Origin of the sequence: Streptomyces sp. NPDC088706, assembly GCF_044752765.1 — a bacterium.
In the GTDB taxonomy this organism is placed as follows: Bacteria; Actinomycetota; Actinomycetes; order Streptomycetales; family Streptomycetaceae; genus Streptomyces.
Window position 1 is genome coordinate 46,337 of record NZ_JBIVLW010000026.1, and the last position, 16,871, is coordinate 63,207.

The window sequence follows — 16,871 nt, forward strand, 5'->3', positions numbered from 1 at the left end:
TATCTCCCAGTGCAGCGCTGCCGGGGGTCGTCCATGACCCGGAGCACCACCGATGAGGCCGCCGCGCCGCCGCTGCCCTCCCCGAAGGAGCGCCGTCGGTTGCGCGAGGCGAAGTCGCTGAGCGAGGAGGAGGTCGCGCAGGCCCTGGGCGTGACGCGCGCCACCGTGCGCTCCTGGGAGACCGGGCGCACCAGCCCGCGCGGCCGCAAGCGCGCGCTGTACGCCCAGCTCATCGCGCCCGATCCGGATCCGGCCCCCGCCGCGAGGCCCGAGACCGCACGGCGGAGGAAGCGACCGGCGCCGGAGCGTTCGACCGGACCGGCTCCGGAGCGGTCCCCCGCAGCGGCCCCGGAACGGTCGCCCGAACCCGTACCGGAGCAGCTCCCCGAAGCCGCGTCGCCCGTACCGGCGGCCGGGGCCCCCGCAGCGGCAGCAGAGGCACCCTCGCCGTCGGCAGGGGCCCCACCGCCGGCCGCGGGGGCCCTCGCGTCGGCACCCCCCGGACCGGAGAGCCCTTCCCCCTCCCCCGGACCGGAGAGCCCTTCCCCCTCCCCCGGGCCGGAGCCCGGCACCCCCCCGCTCTCCCCCGACGAGGCGTTCGACGCGCTGTACGCCCACGCCGCCCCCGGCCTCGTACGGCAGACCTTTCTGCTGACCGGCCGCCGCAGTCTGGCCGGCGAGTCCGTGGAGCGGGCGTTCCAACTGGCCTGGCACCGCTGGCCCGAGGTGGCCGTGGACCGTGACCCGGTCGGCTGGGTGCGCGCGGCGGCGTACGAGTACGCGATGTCCCCGTGGCACCGGCTGCGCCGCGTCCACCGGCAGCCCGACGCCCCGCCCACCGAACCGGCCCGGCGGGCGCTGTTCGAGGCGCTGCTCGATCTGCCGCCGGCGTATCGACGCACCCTGCTCCTCTACGACGGGGTCGGTCTGGACCTGCCGGAGACCGCCGCCGAGACGGAGGCGTCGACTCCGGCGGCGGCGGGACGTCTGGAGACGGCCCGGGCCGCCGTCGCCGAGCGGCTGCCCGAGCTGGTGGCCGCCGCCTCGCCCGCCGAGCAGTCCGCGCTGCTCCACGACCGGCTCAGCGGACTCGCCCGCGCCGAGCACGTCCCCTCCCCGCCGCCCGCCCGTGCCGTGCGCACCGGCAGCGATACCAAGGCGAGGCTCTGGACCCGGGCCGCCATCGCCTTCGCCGCCCTGCTCATCGGCGTGACGGCCCTCACCCTGCACACGGCGCCCACGCACTACGAGGCGCCCATCTCCCCCGCCGAACGGGTCGGGGGCGTACCGCCGCGCGGTGGTCCGCAGAAGCTGACCGCGCAGGACCTGGAGCTCCAGAAGGCCCTCACGGAGCAGTTGGCGCACGGCCCGGAGCGGCTGGTGCCGCGCATCCCCTGAGCGCGGGAGCGCGGGAGCGCGGGAGCGCGGGAGCGCAGAACCACGCGGGCCCGCACCCCTGGTCAAGGGGTGCGGGCCCGCGTCGTCGTGCGTGCCTGCGGTGCCTGACTCAGGCGCCGAGGATCTCGCGCGCCAGCTTGGCGGTCTCGGTCGGCGTCTTGCCGACCTTCACGCCGGCGGCCTCAAGGGCCTCCTTCTTCGCCTGGGCGGTGCCGGAGGAGCCGGAGACGATGGCGCCCGCGTGGCCCATGGTCTTGCCCTCGGGGGCGGTGAAGCCCGCGACGTAACCGACGACCGGCTTGGTGACGTTCGCCTTGATGAAGTCGGCGGCACGCTCCTCGGCGTCGCCACCGATCTCACCGATCATCACGATGAGGTCGGTGTCGGGGTCGGCCTCGAACGCCGCGAGGGCGTCGATGTGCGTCGTACCGATGACCGGGTCGCCACCGATGCCGACGGCGGAGGAGAAGCCGATGTCCCGGAGCTCGTACATCATCTGGTAGGTCAGCGTGCCGGACTTGGACACGAGACCGATGCGGCCGGGCTTGGTGATGTCGCCCGGGATGATGCCGGCGTTGGACTGGCCGGGGGTGATGAGACCCGGGCAGTTCGGGCCGATGATCCGGGTCTTGTTGCCCTTCTCGTTCGCGTACGCCCAGAAGGCGGCGGAGTCGTGAACGGCGATGCCCTCGGTGATGACGACCGCGAGCGGGATCTCGGCGTCGATCGCCTCGACGACGGCGGCCTTGGAGAACGCCGGCGGCACGAAGAGGACGGAGACGTTCGCGCCCGTCTTCTCCATCGCTTCCTTGACGGAGCCGAAGACCGGTACCTCGGTGCCGTCGAAGTCGACGGAGGTGCCGGCCTTGCGCGGGTTCACGCCGCCGACGATGTTGGTGCCGTCGGCCAGCATGAGCTTGGTGTGCTTCATGCCCGTGGCGCCGGTCATCCCCTGGACGATGACCTTGCTGTCCTTGGTGAGGAAGATAGCCATGGTGTGGAGTCCCTCGTCCTTACTTCGCAGCCGCGGCGAGCTCGGCGGCCTTGTCGGCCGCGCCGTCCATGGTGTCCACACGCTGCACGAGCGGGTGGTTGGCGTCGGAAAGGATCTTGCGACCCAGCTCCGCGTTGTTGCCGTCGAGGCGCACGACCAGCGGCTTCTCGACCTTCTCGCCCTTGGACTCGAGCAGCGCGAGCGCCTGCACGATGCCGTTGGCGACCTCGTCGCAGGCGGTGATGCCACCGAAGACGTTGACGAAGACGGACTTGACGTCCGAGTCGCCGAGGATGATCTCCAGGCCGTTCGCCATGACCTCGGCGGAGGCGCCGCCACCGATGTCGAGGAAGTTGGCGGGCTTCACGTTGCCGTGCTTCTCACCGGCGTACGCGACGACGTCCAGGGTCGACATGACCAGACCGGCACCGTTACCGATGATGCCGACCTCGCCGTCGAGCTTGACGTAGTTGAGGTTCTTGGCCTTGGCGGCAGCCTCGAGCGGGTTGGCTGCGTCCTTGTCCTCCAGAGCCTCGTGGCCCGGCTGACGGAAGTCGGCGTTCTCGTCGAGCGAGACCTTGCCGTCCAGCGCCAGGATTCGGCCGTCCTTGGTCTTCACCAGCGGGTTGACCTCGACGAGGAGCGCGTCCTCGGCGACGAAGGTGTCCCACAGCGTCACCAGGACCTCGGCGACCTTCTCGGCCACCTCGGCCGGGAACTTCGCCTGGGCCACGATCTCGCGGGCCTTGACGATGTCGACGCCGGAGTTGGAGTCGACCGGGACCTTCGCAAGGGCCTCGGGGGTCTTCTCCGCGACCTCCTCGATGTCCATGCCGCCCTGCACCGAGGCCATGGCCAGGAAGGTGCGGTTGGTGCGGTCCAGGAGGTACGAGACGTAGTACTCCGCCTCGATCTCCGGGGACAGCTCGGCGATCATCACCTTGTGGACCGTGTGGCCCTTGATGTCCATGCCGAGAATGTCGGTCGCCCGGGCGACCGCCTCGTCGGGGGTGGCGGCCAGCTTGACGCCACCGGCCTTGCCACGGCCGCCGACCTTCACCTGCGCCTTGACGACAGACTTGCCGCCCAGCTTCTCGGTCGCCTCGCGGGCTGCCTCAGGCGTGTCGATGACTTCACCGGCCAGCACCGGTACACCGTGCTTGGCGAAGAGGTCCCTCGCCTGGTACTCGAACAGGTCCACGCGCGTCCGTCCCTTTTAAGTGGTATCGCGGTTCGTTCTTCTGCGTGGGCGTGCCGCGAAGGGCAACGTGACTGCTCTGTCACTAGGGAGGCGCACACGGTGTCCGAGTACGCGGCATGTCCATCCGGCAGGTTATCCCCGCACTCCGTGTGACCCTAAATCGCAGATCACACCTGAGCGGTGATAACGGTCACAGAGGGTGCCGGACGGGCGCGTCCCGTAGGGCGGCCGGTGGCGCGGCTACGGCTGGGTCCCCTTGTCCGGTATGGGCAGCGGTAGCTTCTCGATCGCGGCGGCCATGATGTCGGGGAAGAGGTCCGGCGTACAGGCGAACGCGGGGGCGCCCAGCGCACCGAGTGCCGCCGCGTGCTCGTGGTCGTAGGCGGGTGCTCCCTCGTCGGAGAGGGCCAGCAGGGTCACGAACTGCACACCGGACGCCTTCATCGCCGCGACCCGCTTGAGCATCTCGTCGCGGATGCCGCCCTCGTAGAGGTCGCTGATGAGGACGACGACGGTGTCCGCGGGCCGGGTGATCTTCGACTGGCAGTAGGCGAGCGCCCGGTTGATGTCGGTGCCGCCGCCGAGCTGGGTGCCGAAGAGGACGTCGACCGGGTCGTCGAGCTGGTCGGTGAGGTCCACGACGGCCGTGTCGAAGACGACGAGTCGGGTGGCCAGGGTGCGCATGGAGGCGAGCACGGCGCCGAAGACCGAGGCGTAGACGACGGAGGCGGCCATCGAGCCGGACTGGTCGATGCAGAGGATGACGTCCTTCTTCACCGACTGCGACGCTCGGCCGTAGCCGATGAGGCGCTCCGGCACGACCGTGCCCGTGGCCGGCTCGCCGTCCGCTCCGGGAAGGGTCAGGTAGTTCTTCAGGTTGGCCCGGATGGTGCGGTCCCAGTCGATGTCCCGGTGGCGCGGCCGGCTGATCCGCGCCGAACGGTCCAGGGCCCCGGTGAGGGTGGCCCGGGTGCGGCCCTCCAGCCGCTTCTCCAGGTCGTCGACGACCTTGCGGACGACCGCCCGTGCGGTCTCCTTGGTCGTCTCGGGCATGGCCTTGTTCAGGGAGAGCAGGGTGCCGACGAGATGGACGTCCGCCTCGACGGCCTCCAGCATCTCCGGCTCCAGGAGCAGCGCGGAGAGGCCGAGGCGGTCGATCGCGTCGCGCTGCATGACCTGGACGACGGAGCTGGGGAAGTACGTACGGATGTCGCCGAGCCAGCGGGCGACGGAGGGGGCCGACGCGCCGAGACCGGCCGAACGTCCACCGCTCCGGCCGCCGGGCTTCTTCCCGCCGCCCCCGCCGTAGAGCGCGTTGAGCGCGCTGTCCATCGCGGCGTCCTGGCCGGTGAGGGTGCATCCGGTGCTCTCCGCGCTGTCCCCGCCGAGCACCATGCGCCAGCGCCGCATCCGCTCGCCGTCGGCGGGGTGCTGTGCGGGCTGCGCCGTCGCCGTTTCCATCGTCTCCCCCGTGCGGTCGTCGTCCTGTGCGGCGTGTGTGGTGTGTGTGGTGTGTGTGGTGTGTGTGGCTGTCCTGGCCGGTGTGGCTGTCCTGGCCGGTGTGGCTGTCATGGCCCGTGTGGTTGTCATAGCCCGCGTGGCGGCGCTCGTGGTCATGGTCATGCGGGCGCCTCCGCCGGCTCGGGTGTCCTGCCGAGGAGCAGATGCAGCACCGGCTCCACGGCGTCGGCGCGGTCCGTGTCGAGGCCAGGTCCGAAGCCCGGGTACGGGTGGTCCGCGCCCTCGTTCCTGGCGCCATCGGGGACGGGGCCGCGCCGGACCAGCTCGCCGAGGGTGCGGCGTACACCCGGTTCGTAGGCGGAGAACGTACGGCGCAGGAGCGGCAGCACGTCGGTGAACGTGTCGGCGGGAACGCCGGTGAGCCAGGTGTCGACCAGGCCGAGCAGCCGCTCGTCGTGGACCAGCAGCATGCCGCCGCCGGACGCCCCGCCGACGAACCCCTCGATCCAGGCCGCCGCGTCGGTGGGCGGGGTGCCGGGCGAGAGGGCCAGGCCCATGAGCCGGGCCGCCTCGTCCTCGGTCAGCCGCCCCTCGTCGAGCAGCAGCCGGGCGGCCCTGCCCCGGATGATCCCCGCGACCGTGTCCCGGTCGGCGAGCTTGCGCAGGACGGCGCCCCAGCGGTCCCGCAGCCCCTCGGCGGGCGGGGTGCCGGCGACGAGCAGTCCGATCGCGCCGTGCACCCCGTCCACCTGGCGGCGCAGCTCCTCGGCCCCGTCCGTGTCGAGGCCGGTGCAGGCCGGCGGCAGGGCGACACAGATCCGCTCGGCGAGTCCGGCGGCGACCTCGGCGAGCGCGGCCGTGTCCGTGGAGCGCACGTCCCCGTAGCGCAGGGAGCGGGCGAGGGCCGGCAGGGCGTCGGCGAGGTGGCCGACGTCCGCGTCGAGTGCGGCGCGGTCGGCGAGGGCCTTCATGACGACGGGCAGTGCATCGGGCAGCCCCGCCAGGAGGCAGTGCTCGGCGAGTGCGGTGACCTCGGAGAGGGCGGTCGCCGCCAGGGCCTGGTACTCGGCCTTCGCCGTGGCGGCGGTCTCCACCGTGGTGCCCCACACCCCGGCCTCCGCGATCCGCACGTGCAGCTCCGGCTCCCAGCGCAGCCGCCAGCTCTCCCGGAAGGTGCCGGTGCTGCCCCGGCCCTCGGCCGGTTCGCCCCAGCCGATGCCGAGAAGGCGCAGCCGGTGCAGGAGCCGGCTGCGGGCGGCGTCGGTCTCCTTGCGCAGGTCGAGGTCGAGCTCCCGCTCCAGCGCTTCCGGTTTGAGCCGGAGGGTGCGCTGGCTGCGGGTCAGATCGCGCTGGAGCGGGACGGCGGGGGCGCTGTCGGGCACCTCACCGAGGGTCTCGCCGACGACCAGTCGGTCCTGGACGAGCGCGAGCGGTACGTCGGAGCCCTCGCACATCACGGCGCGCACCGCGTCAGTGGTCTCGCTCAGACCGGCCAGCGGGCGGCCCCGCATCGCGGCGAGCGTCTCGGCGAGCCGGACGGCCTCGATGACATGGGCGGTGGAGACGAACCGGTCCTCCTCGCGCAGCAGCCCGGCGACCTTCGTCATCCACCGCTCGATCGGCCGGTCGGCGGCGCCGAAGAGGTGCCCGTACCAGCCGGGTGAGTCGATCCCGGCGCCGTAGCCGCTGTGCCGGGCGAGCCTGCGGTGGGTCCAGGGCACCCAGGTCATCTCGGCCTTGACCTTCGGGAGTCCCTTGAGGAGGGCGCGGTCGGCGGCGAGGGTGGTCCGGGCGGCGAGCGCGGGGACGTGCCAAGCACCGCAGACGACGGCGACACTGTCCCCGAACTCCTTGCGGGCGGTGCGCAACTGGATCCGCATGTACGCCTCGCGCACGGCGTCCCGGGGGTGCCCGCCGTCCCCGTACGCCTCGCGCAGGGCCGTCATGGCCTCGGCCAGCGCGGTGAACGGCGCGAGCGCGTCGGCGGCCGACGTGCCGGCGGCGGTGGAGCCGTCCGGTGAGCGGTGCTCCACGACGTCCTCCCACCAGCGCTCGGGGTCGTCGTATCCGGCGGTCTCGGCGAGCACCCGGATCGGGTCGACGACCGGCGTGACCTCCTCGTCCGCGGAGGCGGGGTCGCGGCCGGTCCCGGTGTCGGGAGGTCCGCCGTGGGGCTCCTTCAGGGCCAGGGAGTGGGCCGCGGGGAGGTCGATGAAGCGCACCGGGACGTCGTGGGCGAGGGCCCAGCGGATGGCGACCCACTCGGGTGAGAACTCGGCCAGCGGCCAGAAGGCCGCCCGCCCCGGGTCGTCCACGGCGTGGGCGAGCAGGGCGACGGGTGGGCGCATCCGTGGGTCGGCGGCGAGCGGCAGCAGCACGTCACCCTCGGGCGGCCCCTCGATGAGCACGGCGGCCGGCCGGGCGGCGTCGAGTGCGCCGAGGACCGCGCGGGCCGAACCGGGACCGTGGTGCCGCACGCCCAGCAGCAGCGGCCCGGGGACGGCAGCGTCGGTCGCGGGGCCGGTGGTCGCGGGATCGGCGGTCGCGGGGCCGGTCATACGGAGACCTCACGGCAGGCGCGGTAGAAGTCCTTCCAGCCGTCCCGCTCGCGGACCACGGTCTCCAGGTACTCCTGCCAGACCACGCGGTCCGCTGCCGGGTCCCGGACGACAGCGCCGAGGATGCCCGCGGCGACGTCGGCCGGGCGCAGGATGCCGTCACCGAAATGGGCGGCGAGGGCGAGGCCGTTGGTGACGACGGAGATCGCCTCGGCCGTGGAGAGCGTGCCCGAGGGCGACTTGAGCTTGGTGCGCCCGTCGGCGGTGACGCCGTCGCGCAGCTCCCGGAAGACCGTCACCACGCGCCGGATCTCGGAGAGACCTTCCGGCGCGGCGGGCAGGTCCAGCGAGCGGCCGATCTGGTCGACGCGCCGGGAGACGATGTCGACCTCCGCGTCGGGGGTCGCGGGCAACGGCAGGACGACGGTGTTGAACCGGCGGCGCAGCGCACTGGAGAGCTCGTTGACGCCCCGGTCGCGGTCGTTGGCCGTGGCGATGAGGTTGAAGCCGCGGACGGCCTGGACCTCCTGTCCCAGCTCGGGAACGGGGAGGGTCTTCTCCGACAGGATCGTGATGAGCGAGTCCTGCACATCGGCGGGGATGCGGGTCAGCTCCTCGACCCGGGCGGTCATGCCCTCGGACATGGCCCGCATCAGCGGACTGGGCACCAACGCGTCCCGGCTGGGGCCGTGGGCGAGCAGCTGGGCGTAGTTCCACCCGTAGCGGACGGCTTCCTCCGGGGTGCCCGCGGTGCCCTGCACGAGCAGGGTCGAGTCGCCGCTGACGGCGGCGGCGAGGTGCTCGGACACCCACGTCTTGGCGGTCCCGGGGACGCCGAGCAGGAGTAGCGCGCGGTCGGTGGCCAGGGTGGTCACGGCCACCTCGATCAGCCGGCGCGGGCCCACGTACTTCGGCGTGATCACCGTTCCGTCGGGCAGTGTCCCGCCCTGCAGATACGTGGCGACGGCCCAGGGCGAGAGGCGCCAACGGGCGGGCCTGGGACGGTCGTCGGCGGCGGCCAGCACCTTCAGCTCGTCGGCGAACGCGTCCTCGGCGTGCGGGCGCAGGGCCTCGGGGCGGGTCGCCCCGTCGACGGCGGCGGTGCTGTTTTCGGGCACGGTCATGGATCCCCCTCCAGATCGTCGACAGATCGTCGACCTGATGTGGTTTCCACCGTGCACCATGCCACTGACAACGGGCCCTGCGCCGCTCTCCGCACGGGTCCTGACCGCAGGTCAGGGCCCATGCGCCGACTGCGGGCAGCCCGGCGGCGGGCCGGATCAGCCCACGATCGGCGAGACGGCGACGCAGCCGCCCGCCGTGAGCATGCCCTTGCCCTTCGCCTCCTTGATGACCTTGCCCTGGTACGTGATGGTGCAGGCGACGTCGGAGCCGTCGACCTCCACCGCCAGCGGCATGACGGCGGGCGGCATGATGCCGCGCAGCTTCACCGTCTTCTTCCACGGCAGGGTGGGCGAGGTGACGGTCTCCAGCTCCGGGTCCATGGCGTCACCGCCACCCGCGTGGAAGGTGATCTCGTCGACGCCCTTGCCGGTCACCTCGTACGTGACCTCGTACGTCTCGTCCACGGTCTTGTCGACCGCCTTGCCGACCGCCTCGTCCACCGAGGCGGACGAACAGGCGCCGAGGCCGAACACGAGGCCGGTGACCGCAAGGGCACGAACGGCGGTGCGCAGGCTGCGGGTGGTGCGGGTGGTGCGCTTCATCGGGATCCCCCCTGGATCGGACCGCGACCGGAACGGTTCCGTGCGCGGAGATCGCAGAGAAACGCAAAGGAAAAGCAAAGTCAAATCGGTTGCCGGGCCACGAACGCGCAGGTCACCCTGGACTGTCAGTGGTGGCCCCTACCGTCGTTCCCATGCTGCTATCTCACGGGGGAGAACCCTTGCCCGCCACGGAATCGGTGGCGAGCTGGACGGTGGAGCAGGTGCTGTCCCTGGCTCCTGACGACGCATCACGTAAGGCGGGGACCAAGCTGGCCTCCGCCGGACACTGGTCGGGCACCGGCTTCGACGGATCGGGGGCGGTATGGGGGCTGTGCAAGGGAAGTGGGAGCAAGCCGTATCAGACGGTGGTCGACACCACCGGCCCCGCGTACCGGTGCAGTTGCCCGAGCCGCAAGTTCCCCTGCAAGCACGCGCTGGGGCTGCTGCTGCTCCGGTCGTCCGGCGACGGTCCGCTCGAGCGGGGTGAGCCGGCCGACTGGGCCGTGCAGTGGCTCGAAGCCCGCCGCGGCCGGGCGGAGGCCAAGCAGGCCCGGCAGGAGGCCACCGCGGTGGGGGAGTCCGCACCGGGCTCAGCCGACACCGCCGCCAGGAAGCGGGCGGAGCGCCGGGCGGAGCGCGTCACCGGAGGGGCTCAGGAGCTGGAACAGCGCCTGAGCGACCTGCTGCGGGGCGGACTCGCCACCGCCGACCGGGCGGGGTACAGCCTGTGGGAGGAGACCGCCGCCCGCATGGTCGACGCCCAGGCGCCCGGACTGGCGAGCCGGGTGCGGGAGTTGGGGTCCGTGCCGGGCTCCGGGCCGGGCTGGCCGGTGCGGCTGCTGGAGGAGTGCGGGCTGCTCCACCTGCTGGACACGGCGTGGCTGGGCCGGGAGCGGCTGCCGGACCGGCTGGCCGCGACGGTGCGCACGCGGGTGGGGCTGCCCCTGTCCGCCGAAGGCCCGCCAATCCGCGACCACTGGCTGGTCCTCGCCCAGTACGACACCCCGGACGGCCGGCTCACCACGCGGCGGATCTGGCTGCACGGGAAGGGGTCGGGCCGCACGGCCCTGCTGCTCTCCTTCGGCGCGGCGGGCCGTGCCCCGGATCTCGCGCTGCCGGTGGGCGTCACGATCGACGCCGAGCTCACGCCGTACCCGGGCAGTGGACTCCGGGCCGATCCGGGCCGGCAGTTCGCCACGCCCGACCCGGCGCCGGGCACACGGCCACCGGGGGGCGCCACCGCCGACGCCCTCACCGCGTACGGGGCGGCACTGCGGGACGATCCCTGGTTGGACGCCTGGCCGGTCACCCTGCGCGAGGTCATACCCGTGCCGTCCGAGGGCGGCTGGCAACTGGCCGACGCGGAGGGCGAATCCGCGCTGCCCCTCGCCCCGGCGGCGCTGTCCCGCCAGGGGCTGTGGAAGCTCGTCGCACTCTCGGGCGGCGCCCCGGTCACGGTCTTCGGCGAGTTGGGCCACCGCGGCTTCGACCCGTTCGCGGCCTGGGACACGAGGGCCGGGGCTGGGGCTGGTTCCGCGTCCGGGGCCGGTTCCGGGGCCGGTTCCGGGGATGTCACGGACGGGACAGTACGGCTCATCTGACCCGCGCCCTACCCCCGTTCGGCCACCGCACCGACCGTCCTCGGGCGCCCCGAATGCCCTGACTCCCACTGGCTGCCCCAACTCCACTGGCTGCCCTGAATCCCACTGACTGCTCTGACTCCCACTGACTGCTCTGACTGCTCTGACTGCTCTGAAGGGGACCCGATGCCTCGCACCACCACCGGCCCGACCGCGGCCGGTTCCGCCCGCGCAGCAGCTCCCCATCCCCTGGCCGCCCTCCCCTGGGAGGAGCTGGTCACCTCGGCGCTGCTGGGCACCGACCGTCGCCCGCCGGTGGCGCCCGGCGGCCAGGTCCCGGCCGACGGCCCGGCCGCCCTGCTGGACGCTGCCGCCCTGCACACCGTGCGGCGGCGCGCCGGGCTGCTGCCCGCCGTGCCGGGGGTCAGACCGGCGCCCGCGCCCCACGACCCGCGCCCGCGGCTCCCCGAGGCGGCCCGGCACCGGCTCGCCCAGCTGCTCGCCGACCGGGCCGCGCCGACCACCTCGGGACGGCGCGGGGCGGCCCCCGACCTCACCGAGCTCATCCCGCAGTGGCTGGCCACCGCCAACCGGCGGGGGTTCCGGCCCCCGGCCGCCCTGCTGCCGCCGCTGCTGGACGCCGCGCGGGCGCGCACCGACCTGCGCCCCCAGGCGCTCGCGTTCGCCGGGCCGCTCGGCCTGTGGCTGGCCGCGCTGAACCCCGAATGGAAGTTCGCCCTGCGCGGCTCCGCGGGCGGCTCGCTCGTCCCCGACACCACCGACCCGGACGCGGTGCGCCGACTGTGGGAGGAGGGACTGTTCGCCGAGCGGGTCGCGTTGCTCGACGCCGTACGGGCGCAGCATCCCGCCGCCGCGCTCGCCCTGCTCACCACGACCTGGTCCACCGAACGGGCCGAGGACCGGCTGATGTTCCTGGACTCCCTGCGGGCCGGTCTGGCCGCCGGTGACGAGGAGTTCCTGGAACAGGCCCTCACCGACCGCAGCCGCAATGTGCGGGCCACGGCCGCCGAGCTGCTCTCGGCCCTGCCCTCGTCGGCTCTCGCCGGACGGATGGCGGCCCGGGCGACGTCCTGCGTCAATCCCGACCGTACGGGGGCCGGCGCCTCGATCGCCGTGGAGGCGCCGCACGAGTGCGACGCCGGGATGCAGCGCGACGGGGTGGTGGCCGTTCCGCCGACGGGCCGGGGCGAGCGGTCCTGGTGGCTCGGGCAGTTGGTGGAGGCCACGCCGCTCGGGGTCTGGCAGGAGCGGTTCGGCGGGCGTCCGGCGGAGGAGATCGTGGCGCTGCCGGTCGCCGACGACTGGGCGGGCGAGTTGCACGCCGCCTGGTGCCGGGCGGCGGTGCGCCAACGCCACCCGCGGTGGGCGCGGGCCCTGCTCGGCACGCCGTCGGCGCCCCCCGCCAGCTCCCCCGGCCCCGCGTCGATCGCCGAGCGCTCGAAGCTCCTGGCGGTCCTGTCCGAGGCCGAACGGGCCGACTGGGTGGCCGCGTTCATAGCCGCGCACGGGCTCTCCGAGGCGTTTCAGCTACTGGGGGTCTGCACGGTGCCGTGGAGGGGTCCGCTCGGACGGGCCGTGGTCGACGCGCTCGACATCGCTCGGGACGGCGGGAGTTACCCGTGGAGCTTCAGCGGGGTGATGGGACTGGCCGAGCGCTGCCTGGACCCGGCCGAGGCCGACCGCCTGGAGGTCCTCACGGCCACCCCGGACGAGCAGGAGGGAGCGTCTCCGGGGGCGGGTGGCTACTGGTCGGAGGCGTTCCAGCGCCTGGTCTCCACCCTGCGCCTGCGCGCCGCGATGGAGGCGGAGCTGGCCTGACCCTCGAACCCTCGGTGCCGAGCGCCGGGACCTCGGCACCGAGCCGGGCCGCCCGCCCGGCCCCACGGCGTCAGGCCGTCCCGGTCCGCCCGGTTCCGCCCGCCCCGTCTCGCCCGCGTCGTCCCGTCCGGCCCGCCCGGTTCGAACCGCCTCGCTCCGTCTGCCCGGCCCGCCGGGTTCCGCCCACCTCATCCGAATTGTCCCATTCGACCCGCCTCATCCGGAACACCCCGCCCCGCCTCACCCGGACCGCCCCGTCCGGCCGCGTACGCGATCCGCTCGTCAGGCCTGCGCGGGCTGGCGGACGTTCGCGTTCACCCAGGTGACGATCTCGGTCGTGGTGGCCCCCGGGGTGAAGAGCTCCGCCACGCCCAGTTTCTTCAGCGGGGCGATGTCGTCCTCCGGGATGATCCCGCCGCCGAACACCTTGATGTCCTCCGCCTCCCGCTCTCTCAGCAGCTCGATCACCTTGGCGAACAGCGTGTTGTGCGCCCCGGAGAGGATGGAGAGGCCGATCGCGTCGGCGTCCTCCTGGATCGCCGTGTCGACGATCTGCTCGGGTGTCTGGTGAAGCCCCGTATAGATGACTTCCATACCGGCGTCCCGCAGCGCCCGCGCGATCACCTTGGCCCCTCGGTCATGGCCGTCGAGTCCCGGCTTGGCCACCACCACACGGATCGGACCGGTCACACCCATCACTGCCTCCACATGGTCTCCCGCGCCTGAAGGGCCGGGGATGTGAACGAACGTTATCCACAGCATCCCGCAAGCCGCCGTTTCGCGGCAGGCGGGGAGGGGGAAATCACACGTGGGACATGTTCGCCAGGCGTCGCCTCCCGATGACGCGGCCGTCCGGCCGTGCGGGACGCCCGCCCGGCGAGCCGCTACGAGGTCGCCGTACCACCGCGCCGCCAGCCGCACGGCACGGTGGTACGGCCCGTCGCCGTCTCCCCGTGCGCCAGTGCAGGAGGTCGGCGTGAAGGTCCTCCCCCTCCTCTCCCTGCTGCCCCGGCTGCCCGGCCTGCCGGGGCAGCGGCTCACCACGGCACTGCTCGGCGCCACCGTGCTGGAGCTCGTCGTCCTCACCGGCCACCTCGTCACCTACCCCTTCGGCCTCACCCAGGAGCGCCACACCCCGGGCCCCCAGCCGGGCCCCCAGCCGGGCCGGGCGGCGGGCACGCCCACCGAGGCACCGCCAGGGACGCGCCCCGGTCCCATGCCCGGCACCCCCGCCGCCGAACGGCCCGTCGTCCTGCTGCACGGGTTCATCGACAACCGCTCCGTCTTCGTCCTGCTGCGCCGCACCCTGGCCCGGCACGGCCGCCGCCACCTGGCATCCCTCAACTACTCGCCGCTCACCCGCGACCTGCGCACCGCCGCCGAGCTGCTCAGCCGGCACGTGGAAGAGGTCTGCGCCCGCACCGGACAGCACGAGGTCGACATCGTCGGGCACAGCCTCGGCGGCCTGATCGCCCGCTACTACGTACAACGACTGGGCGGCGACCGGCGGGTGCGCACCCTCGTCACGCTCGGCACCCCGCACGGTGGCACCGCCGTCGCCCCCGGAGCCGGCATTCACCCCATCGTGCGCCAGATGCGCGGCGGCTCCGCGCTGATCGAGGAGCTGCGCCGCCCCGCCCCCGGCTGCCGGACCCGGTTCGTCAGCTTCTGGAGCGAGCTGGACCAGGTGATGGTCCCGGTCGAGGCGGCCCGCGTCGACCATCCCGACCTCGACGCCGTGAATGTGCGCGTCACCGGGATCGGACATCTCGCGCTGCCGGTGCACCCGGCGGTCGCCGCCGCGGTCCGTGAAGCTCTGGAGTCGCAGGAGACCCGGGAGGGCATCGCACCCTCAAACGGAACGGCCTCTGTCGCTTAAATTAGAACAGCAGTCGAACATAGAGCCAAAGCTGCGCCTGCCGTCCACCGAAAGACGGCCGAATGCCCGTTTCCTGAGGACGCAAAACCTGCCGAAGATTGTCGTCCTCACATACTGCCGGGTACAGTCGCGGCCACTGCTTCCCCCTGGGAAACCCTTCACCGGGACCCAGAACAGTCCTGCTGCCGAGGCGAGAGAGAAGTTGGTGAACGACCAGCACCCCCACGCCGGGCCCGTCGGGTACGACACCCGATCCACCGGCGGCTTCGACACCGACCCGCTCTTCGGTACCTTCCCTGGCGACTCCGGTACCCCCGACGCCGCGGACTACACCGCTTCCGGGTACGACAACTCCTACGGTGGCCCCAGCGGCCCGTACGACTCCTCCGCCTGGGACACCGGCGCGCAGCAGACCGTCACGTACGACGCGTACGCCGACGGGTCGCAGACGGCAGTCGCCTCCCACCAGCAGTGGGACACCGGAACCACGCCCACCTGGCAGCAGTCCTCCAACCAGGACCGGACCGGCCAGTGGGCGACCACCGACACGGGCGCGCTCCCCACCGCCGGGTTCACCGCGGCCGCGTACGGCACAGCCCCGTACGACACGGGCACGTACGACACAGGCACGTACGGGACGGATGCGTACGGGACGGATGCGTACGGGACGGATGCGTACGACACCGGCGCGTACCCCACCGGGACGTACGCCACGGGTGCCCCGTACGCGGCCGACGGCTCGTACGGGCCGGGCGGCTTCGAAGCCGGTACGCGGGAGACCGGCGCGGAGGAGACCGGTACGGAGGAGACCGGCGCGCAGGAGACCGGCGCGCACGACGCGGGAACGTACGACACCGGCGCCTACGACACGGGCGCGTACGGGACGATCGGCGCCGATGAGACCGGCACGTACGCCACCACGGCCTTCGCCACCGGGACCTACGACACCGGCGCGTACGACACGGGGTCGTACGACACCGGCGCCTACGACGCGACCGCCTGGAAGTCCGGCGCCACGCCCGGGAATGCCACGTACGAACCCGAACAGACATCGCATCAGCTGTACGAACAGCAGGAGCCCGACGCAGCCGGCCGCGAGACGGCCGGGCAGTCCGGGTCGGACCGCACCGACCAGGTGGACCACGAGCCGGCGGCCGCCTCCACCACCGCCGAGTTCGCCGTCCTCGAAGGCGACTTCGGAAGCGGCCTGGGAAGCGGCCCCGAAGGCGGTTTCGAGCCGGACGCCGCTCCCGTGTCCGACGGCAGTGACCGTCCCGCTCCACTCTCCGTGGACCGCACCGTCGTCCACACCCCCGCCCCGCGCAACCGGGCCCGCCGCCGCAGCCCCGCCAAGCGGTCCGCCCTCCTGACCGTTGCGGTCCCCTCCGCCTGCGTGATGAGCGTCGCGGGCATCGCGGCCGCCTCCGTCAGTGGGATCAGCGACGAGGACAAGCAGGACAAGACCACCTCGCTGGCCGTCGCCGATCCGAGCACGGTCAAGCCGGTCACCGCGAACAACAAGCTCGACAGCCAGCTGGAGCAGCTCTCCGAGGGGAGCGACGACTTCCGCGAGCGCGCGAGCCGCACCCAGGAGCGCATCGACCTGAAGCAGCGGCAGGCCGAGGAGAAGAAGAAGCGCGAGGAGGAGGCCGCACGCCGGGAGGCGCTGCGGCCCAAGTTCGTCCTGCCGGTCAAGCAGCACGGGCTCAGCGCCTACTACGGCCAGGCGGGCGTCAACTGGATGTCCGTGCACACGGGCATCGACTTCCCCGTCGGGTACGGCGCTCCGGTGATGGCCGCGACCGACGGCACCGTCCGCACCCAGTACAACAGCGCCTACGGCAACATGGCGATCGTGACCATGGCCGACGGCACGGAGACCTGGTACTGCCACCTCAGCAGCACCAAGATCCGCTCGGGCCCGGTGAAGGCCGGCGACGTCATCGCGTACGCGGGCAGCTCCGGCAACTCCACCGGTCCGCACCTGCACTTCGAGGTCCGGCCCGGCGGCGGCGCGGCGGTGGACCCGCTGGCGTGGCTGCGGAGCCACGGCGTCGACCCGACCTGAGCGTGGTCGGGCACACGCCGACAGACGAAGGGGCGGGACGGGGACAGACGAAGGGGGGTGGGGCGGCCGGAGCCGTGCCCCCCCCCCCACACCGGGCCCCCCCCCCCCAGCGCCCCCCGCCCTAACGTGGCCCGACCACAACAGCTCCCCCCGCCGAACCCGGCCC

Annotated in this window: 12 protein-coding genes; 5 read left to right on the plus strand and 7 right to left on the minus strand. The window is 73.1% G+C overall.

The window, feature by feature from the left end; translation table 11 throughout:
- Positions 1–33 precede the first annotated feature (33 nt).
- Positions 34–1,398 carry a helix-turn-helix domain-containing protein gene (locus tag ACIQAK_RS31880; protein WP_366390888.1) on the plus strand — a complete coding sequence of 455 codons (1,365 nt, stop codon included), beginning with the start codon at positions 34–36 and terminating at the stop codon, positions 1,396–1,398.
- Between the two features lie 109 nt (positions 1,399–1,507).
- On the opposite strand, the gene sucD is transcribed toward ACIQAK_RS31880, so the two are convergent.
- The 6 genes from sucD to ACIQAK_RS31910 form a co-directional block, all read right to left on the minus strand.
- The gene (gene sucD, locus ACIQAK_RS31885; RefSeq protein WP_366390887.1) at positions 1,508–2,392 is read right to left on the minus strand and encodes a succinate--CoA ligase subunit alpha; all 885 of its coding nucleotides are present in this window, start codon (positions 2,390–2,392) and stop codon (positions 1,508–1,510) included.
- Between the two features lie 19 nt (positions 2,393–2,411).
- A complete protein-coding gene (sucC, locus tag ACIQAK_RS31890) occupies positions 2,412–3,593 on the minus strand; it encodes an ADP-forming succinate--CoA ligase subunit beta (protein WP_366390886.1) in 1,182 nt (393 codons plus the stop codon).
- Between the two features lie 240 nt (positions 3,594–3,833).
- The gene (locus ACIQAK_RS31895; RefSeq protein ID WP_366390929.1) at positions 3,834–5,054 is read right to left on the minus strand and encodes a VWA domain-containing protein; all 1,221 of its coding nucleotides are present in this window, start codon (positions 5,052–5,054) and stop codon (positions 3,834–3,836) included.
- A gap of 158 nt (positions 5,055–5,212) precedes the next feature.
- A complete protein-coding gene (locus ACIQAK_RS31900; protein ID WP_366390885.1) occupies positions 5,213–7,612 on the minus strand; it encodes a DUF5682 family protein in 2,400 nt (799 codons plus the stop codon).
- Positions 7,609–8,736 carry an AAA family ATPase gene (locus ACIQAK_RS31905; RefSeq protein ID WP_366390884.1) on the minus strand — a complete coding sequence of 376 codons (1,128 nt, stop codon included), beginning with the start codon at positions 8,734–8,736 and terminating at the stop codon, positions 7,609–7,611. The genes ACIQAK_RS31900 and ACIQAK_RS31905 overlap by 4 nt, the downstream gene beginning before the upstream one ends.
- 156 nt (positions 8,737–8,892) lie before the next feature.
- Entirely contained in the window at positions 8,893–9,339 is a 447-nt protein-coding gene (locus ACIQAK_RS31910; protein ID WP_366390883.1) for a hypothetical protein, read from the minus strand.
- A 179-nt stretch (positions 9,340–9,518) separates the two neighbouring features.
- Here ACIQAK_RS31910 and ACIQAK_RS31915 point away from each other — a divergent pair, with 179 nt between their 5' ends.
- Positions 9,519–10,940: an SWIM zinc finger family protein gene (locus ACIQAK_RS31915; RefSeq protein ID WP_401365571.1), complete on the plus strand. Its 1,422-nt coding sequence runs from the start codon at positions 9,519–9,521 to the stop codon at positions 10,938–10,940.
- Positions 10,941–11,105: 165 nt separating this feature from the next.
- On the plus strand, positions 11,106–12,758 hold the full coding sequence (locus ACIQAK_RS31920; protein ID WP_366390881.1) for a DUF5691 domain-containing protein: 1,653 nt from the start codon (positions 11,106–11,108) through the stop codon (positions 12,756–12,758).
- Between the two features lie 282 nt (positions 12,759–13,040).
- Here the strand turns inward: ACIQAK_RS31920 and ACIQAK_RS31925 are convergent, their stop codons facing one another.
- Positions 13,041–13,454 carry a cobalamin B12-binding domain-containing protein gene (locus tag ACIQAK_RS31925; RefSeq protein WP_366390880.1) on the minus strand — a complete coding sequence of 138 codons (414 nt, stop codon included), beginning with the start codon at positions 13,452–13,454 and terminating at the stop codon, positions 13,041–13,043.
- Positions 13,455–13,734: 280 nt separating this feature from the next.
- On the opposite strand from ACIQAK_RS31925, the gene ACIQAK_RS31930 reads away from it, so the two are divergent.
- Together ACIQAK_RS31930 and ACIQAK_RS31935 are read left to right on the plus strand one after the other, a co-directional pair.
- Positions 13,735–14,637, plus strand: coding sequence for an alpha/beta fold hydrolase (locus ACIQAK_RS31930; RefSeq protein ID WP_366390879.1), 903 nt, complete (start codon positions 13,735–13,737; stop codon positions 14,635–14,637).
- Between the two features lie 205 nt (positions 14,638–14,842).
- Positions 14,843–16,705, plus strand: coding sequence for a peptidoglycan DD-metalloendopeptidase family protein (locus ACIQAK_RS31935; RefSeq protein WP_366390878.1), 1,863 nt, complete (start codon positions 14,843–14,845; stop codon positions 16,703–16,705).
- Positions 16,706–16,871: the final 166 nt, after the last annotated feature.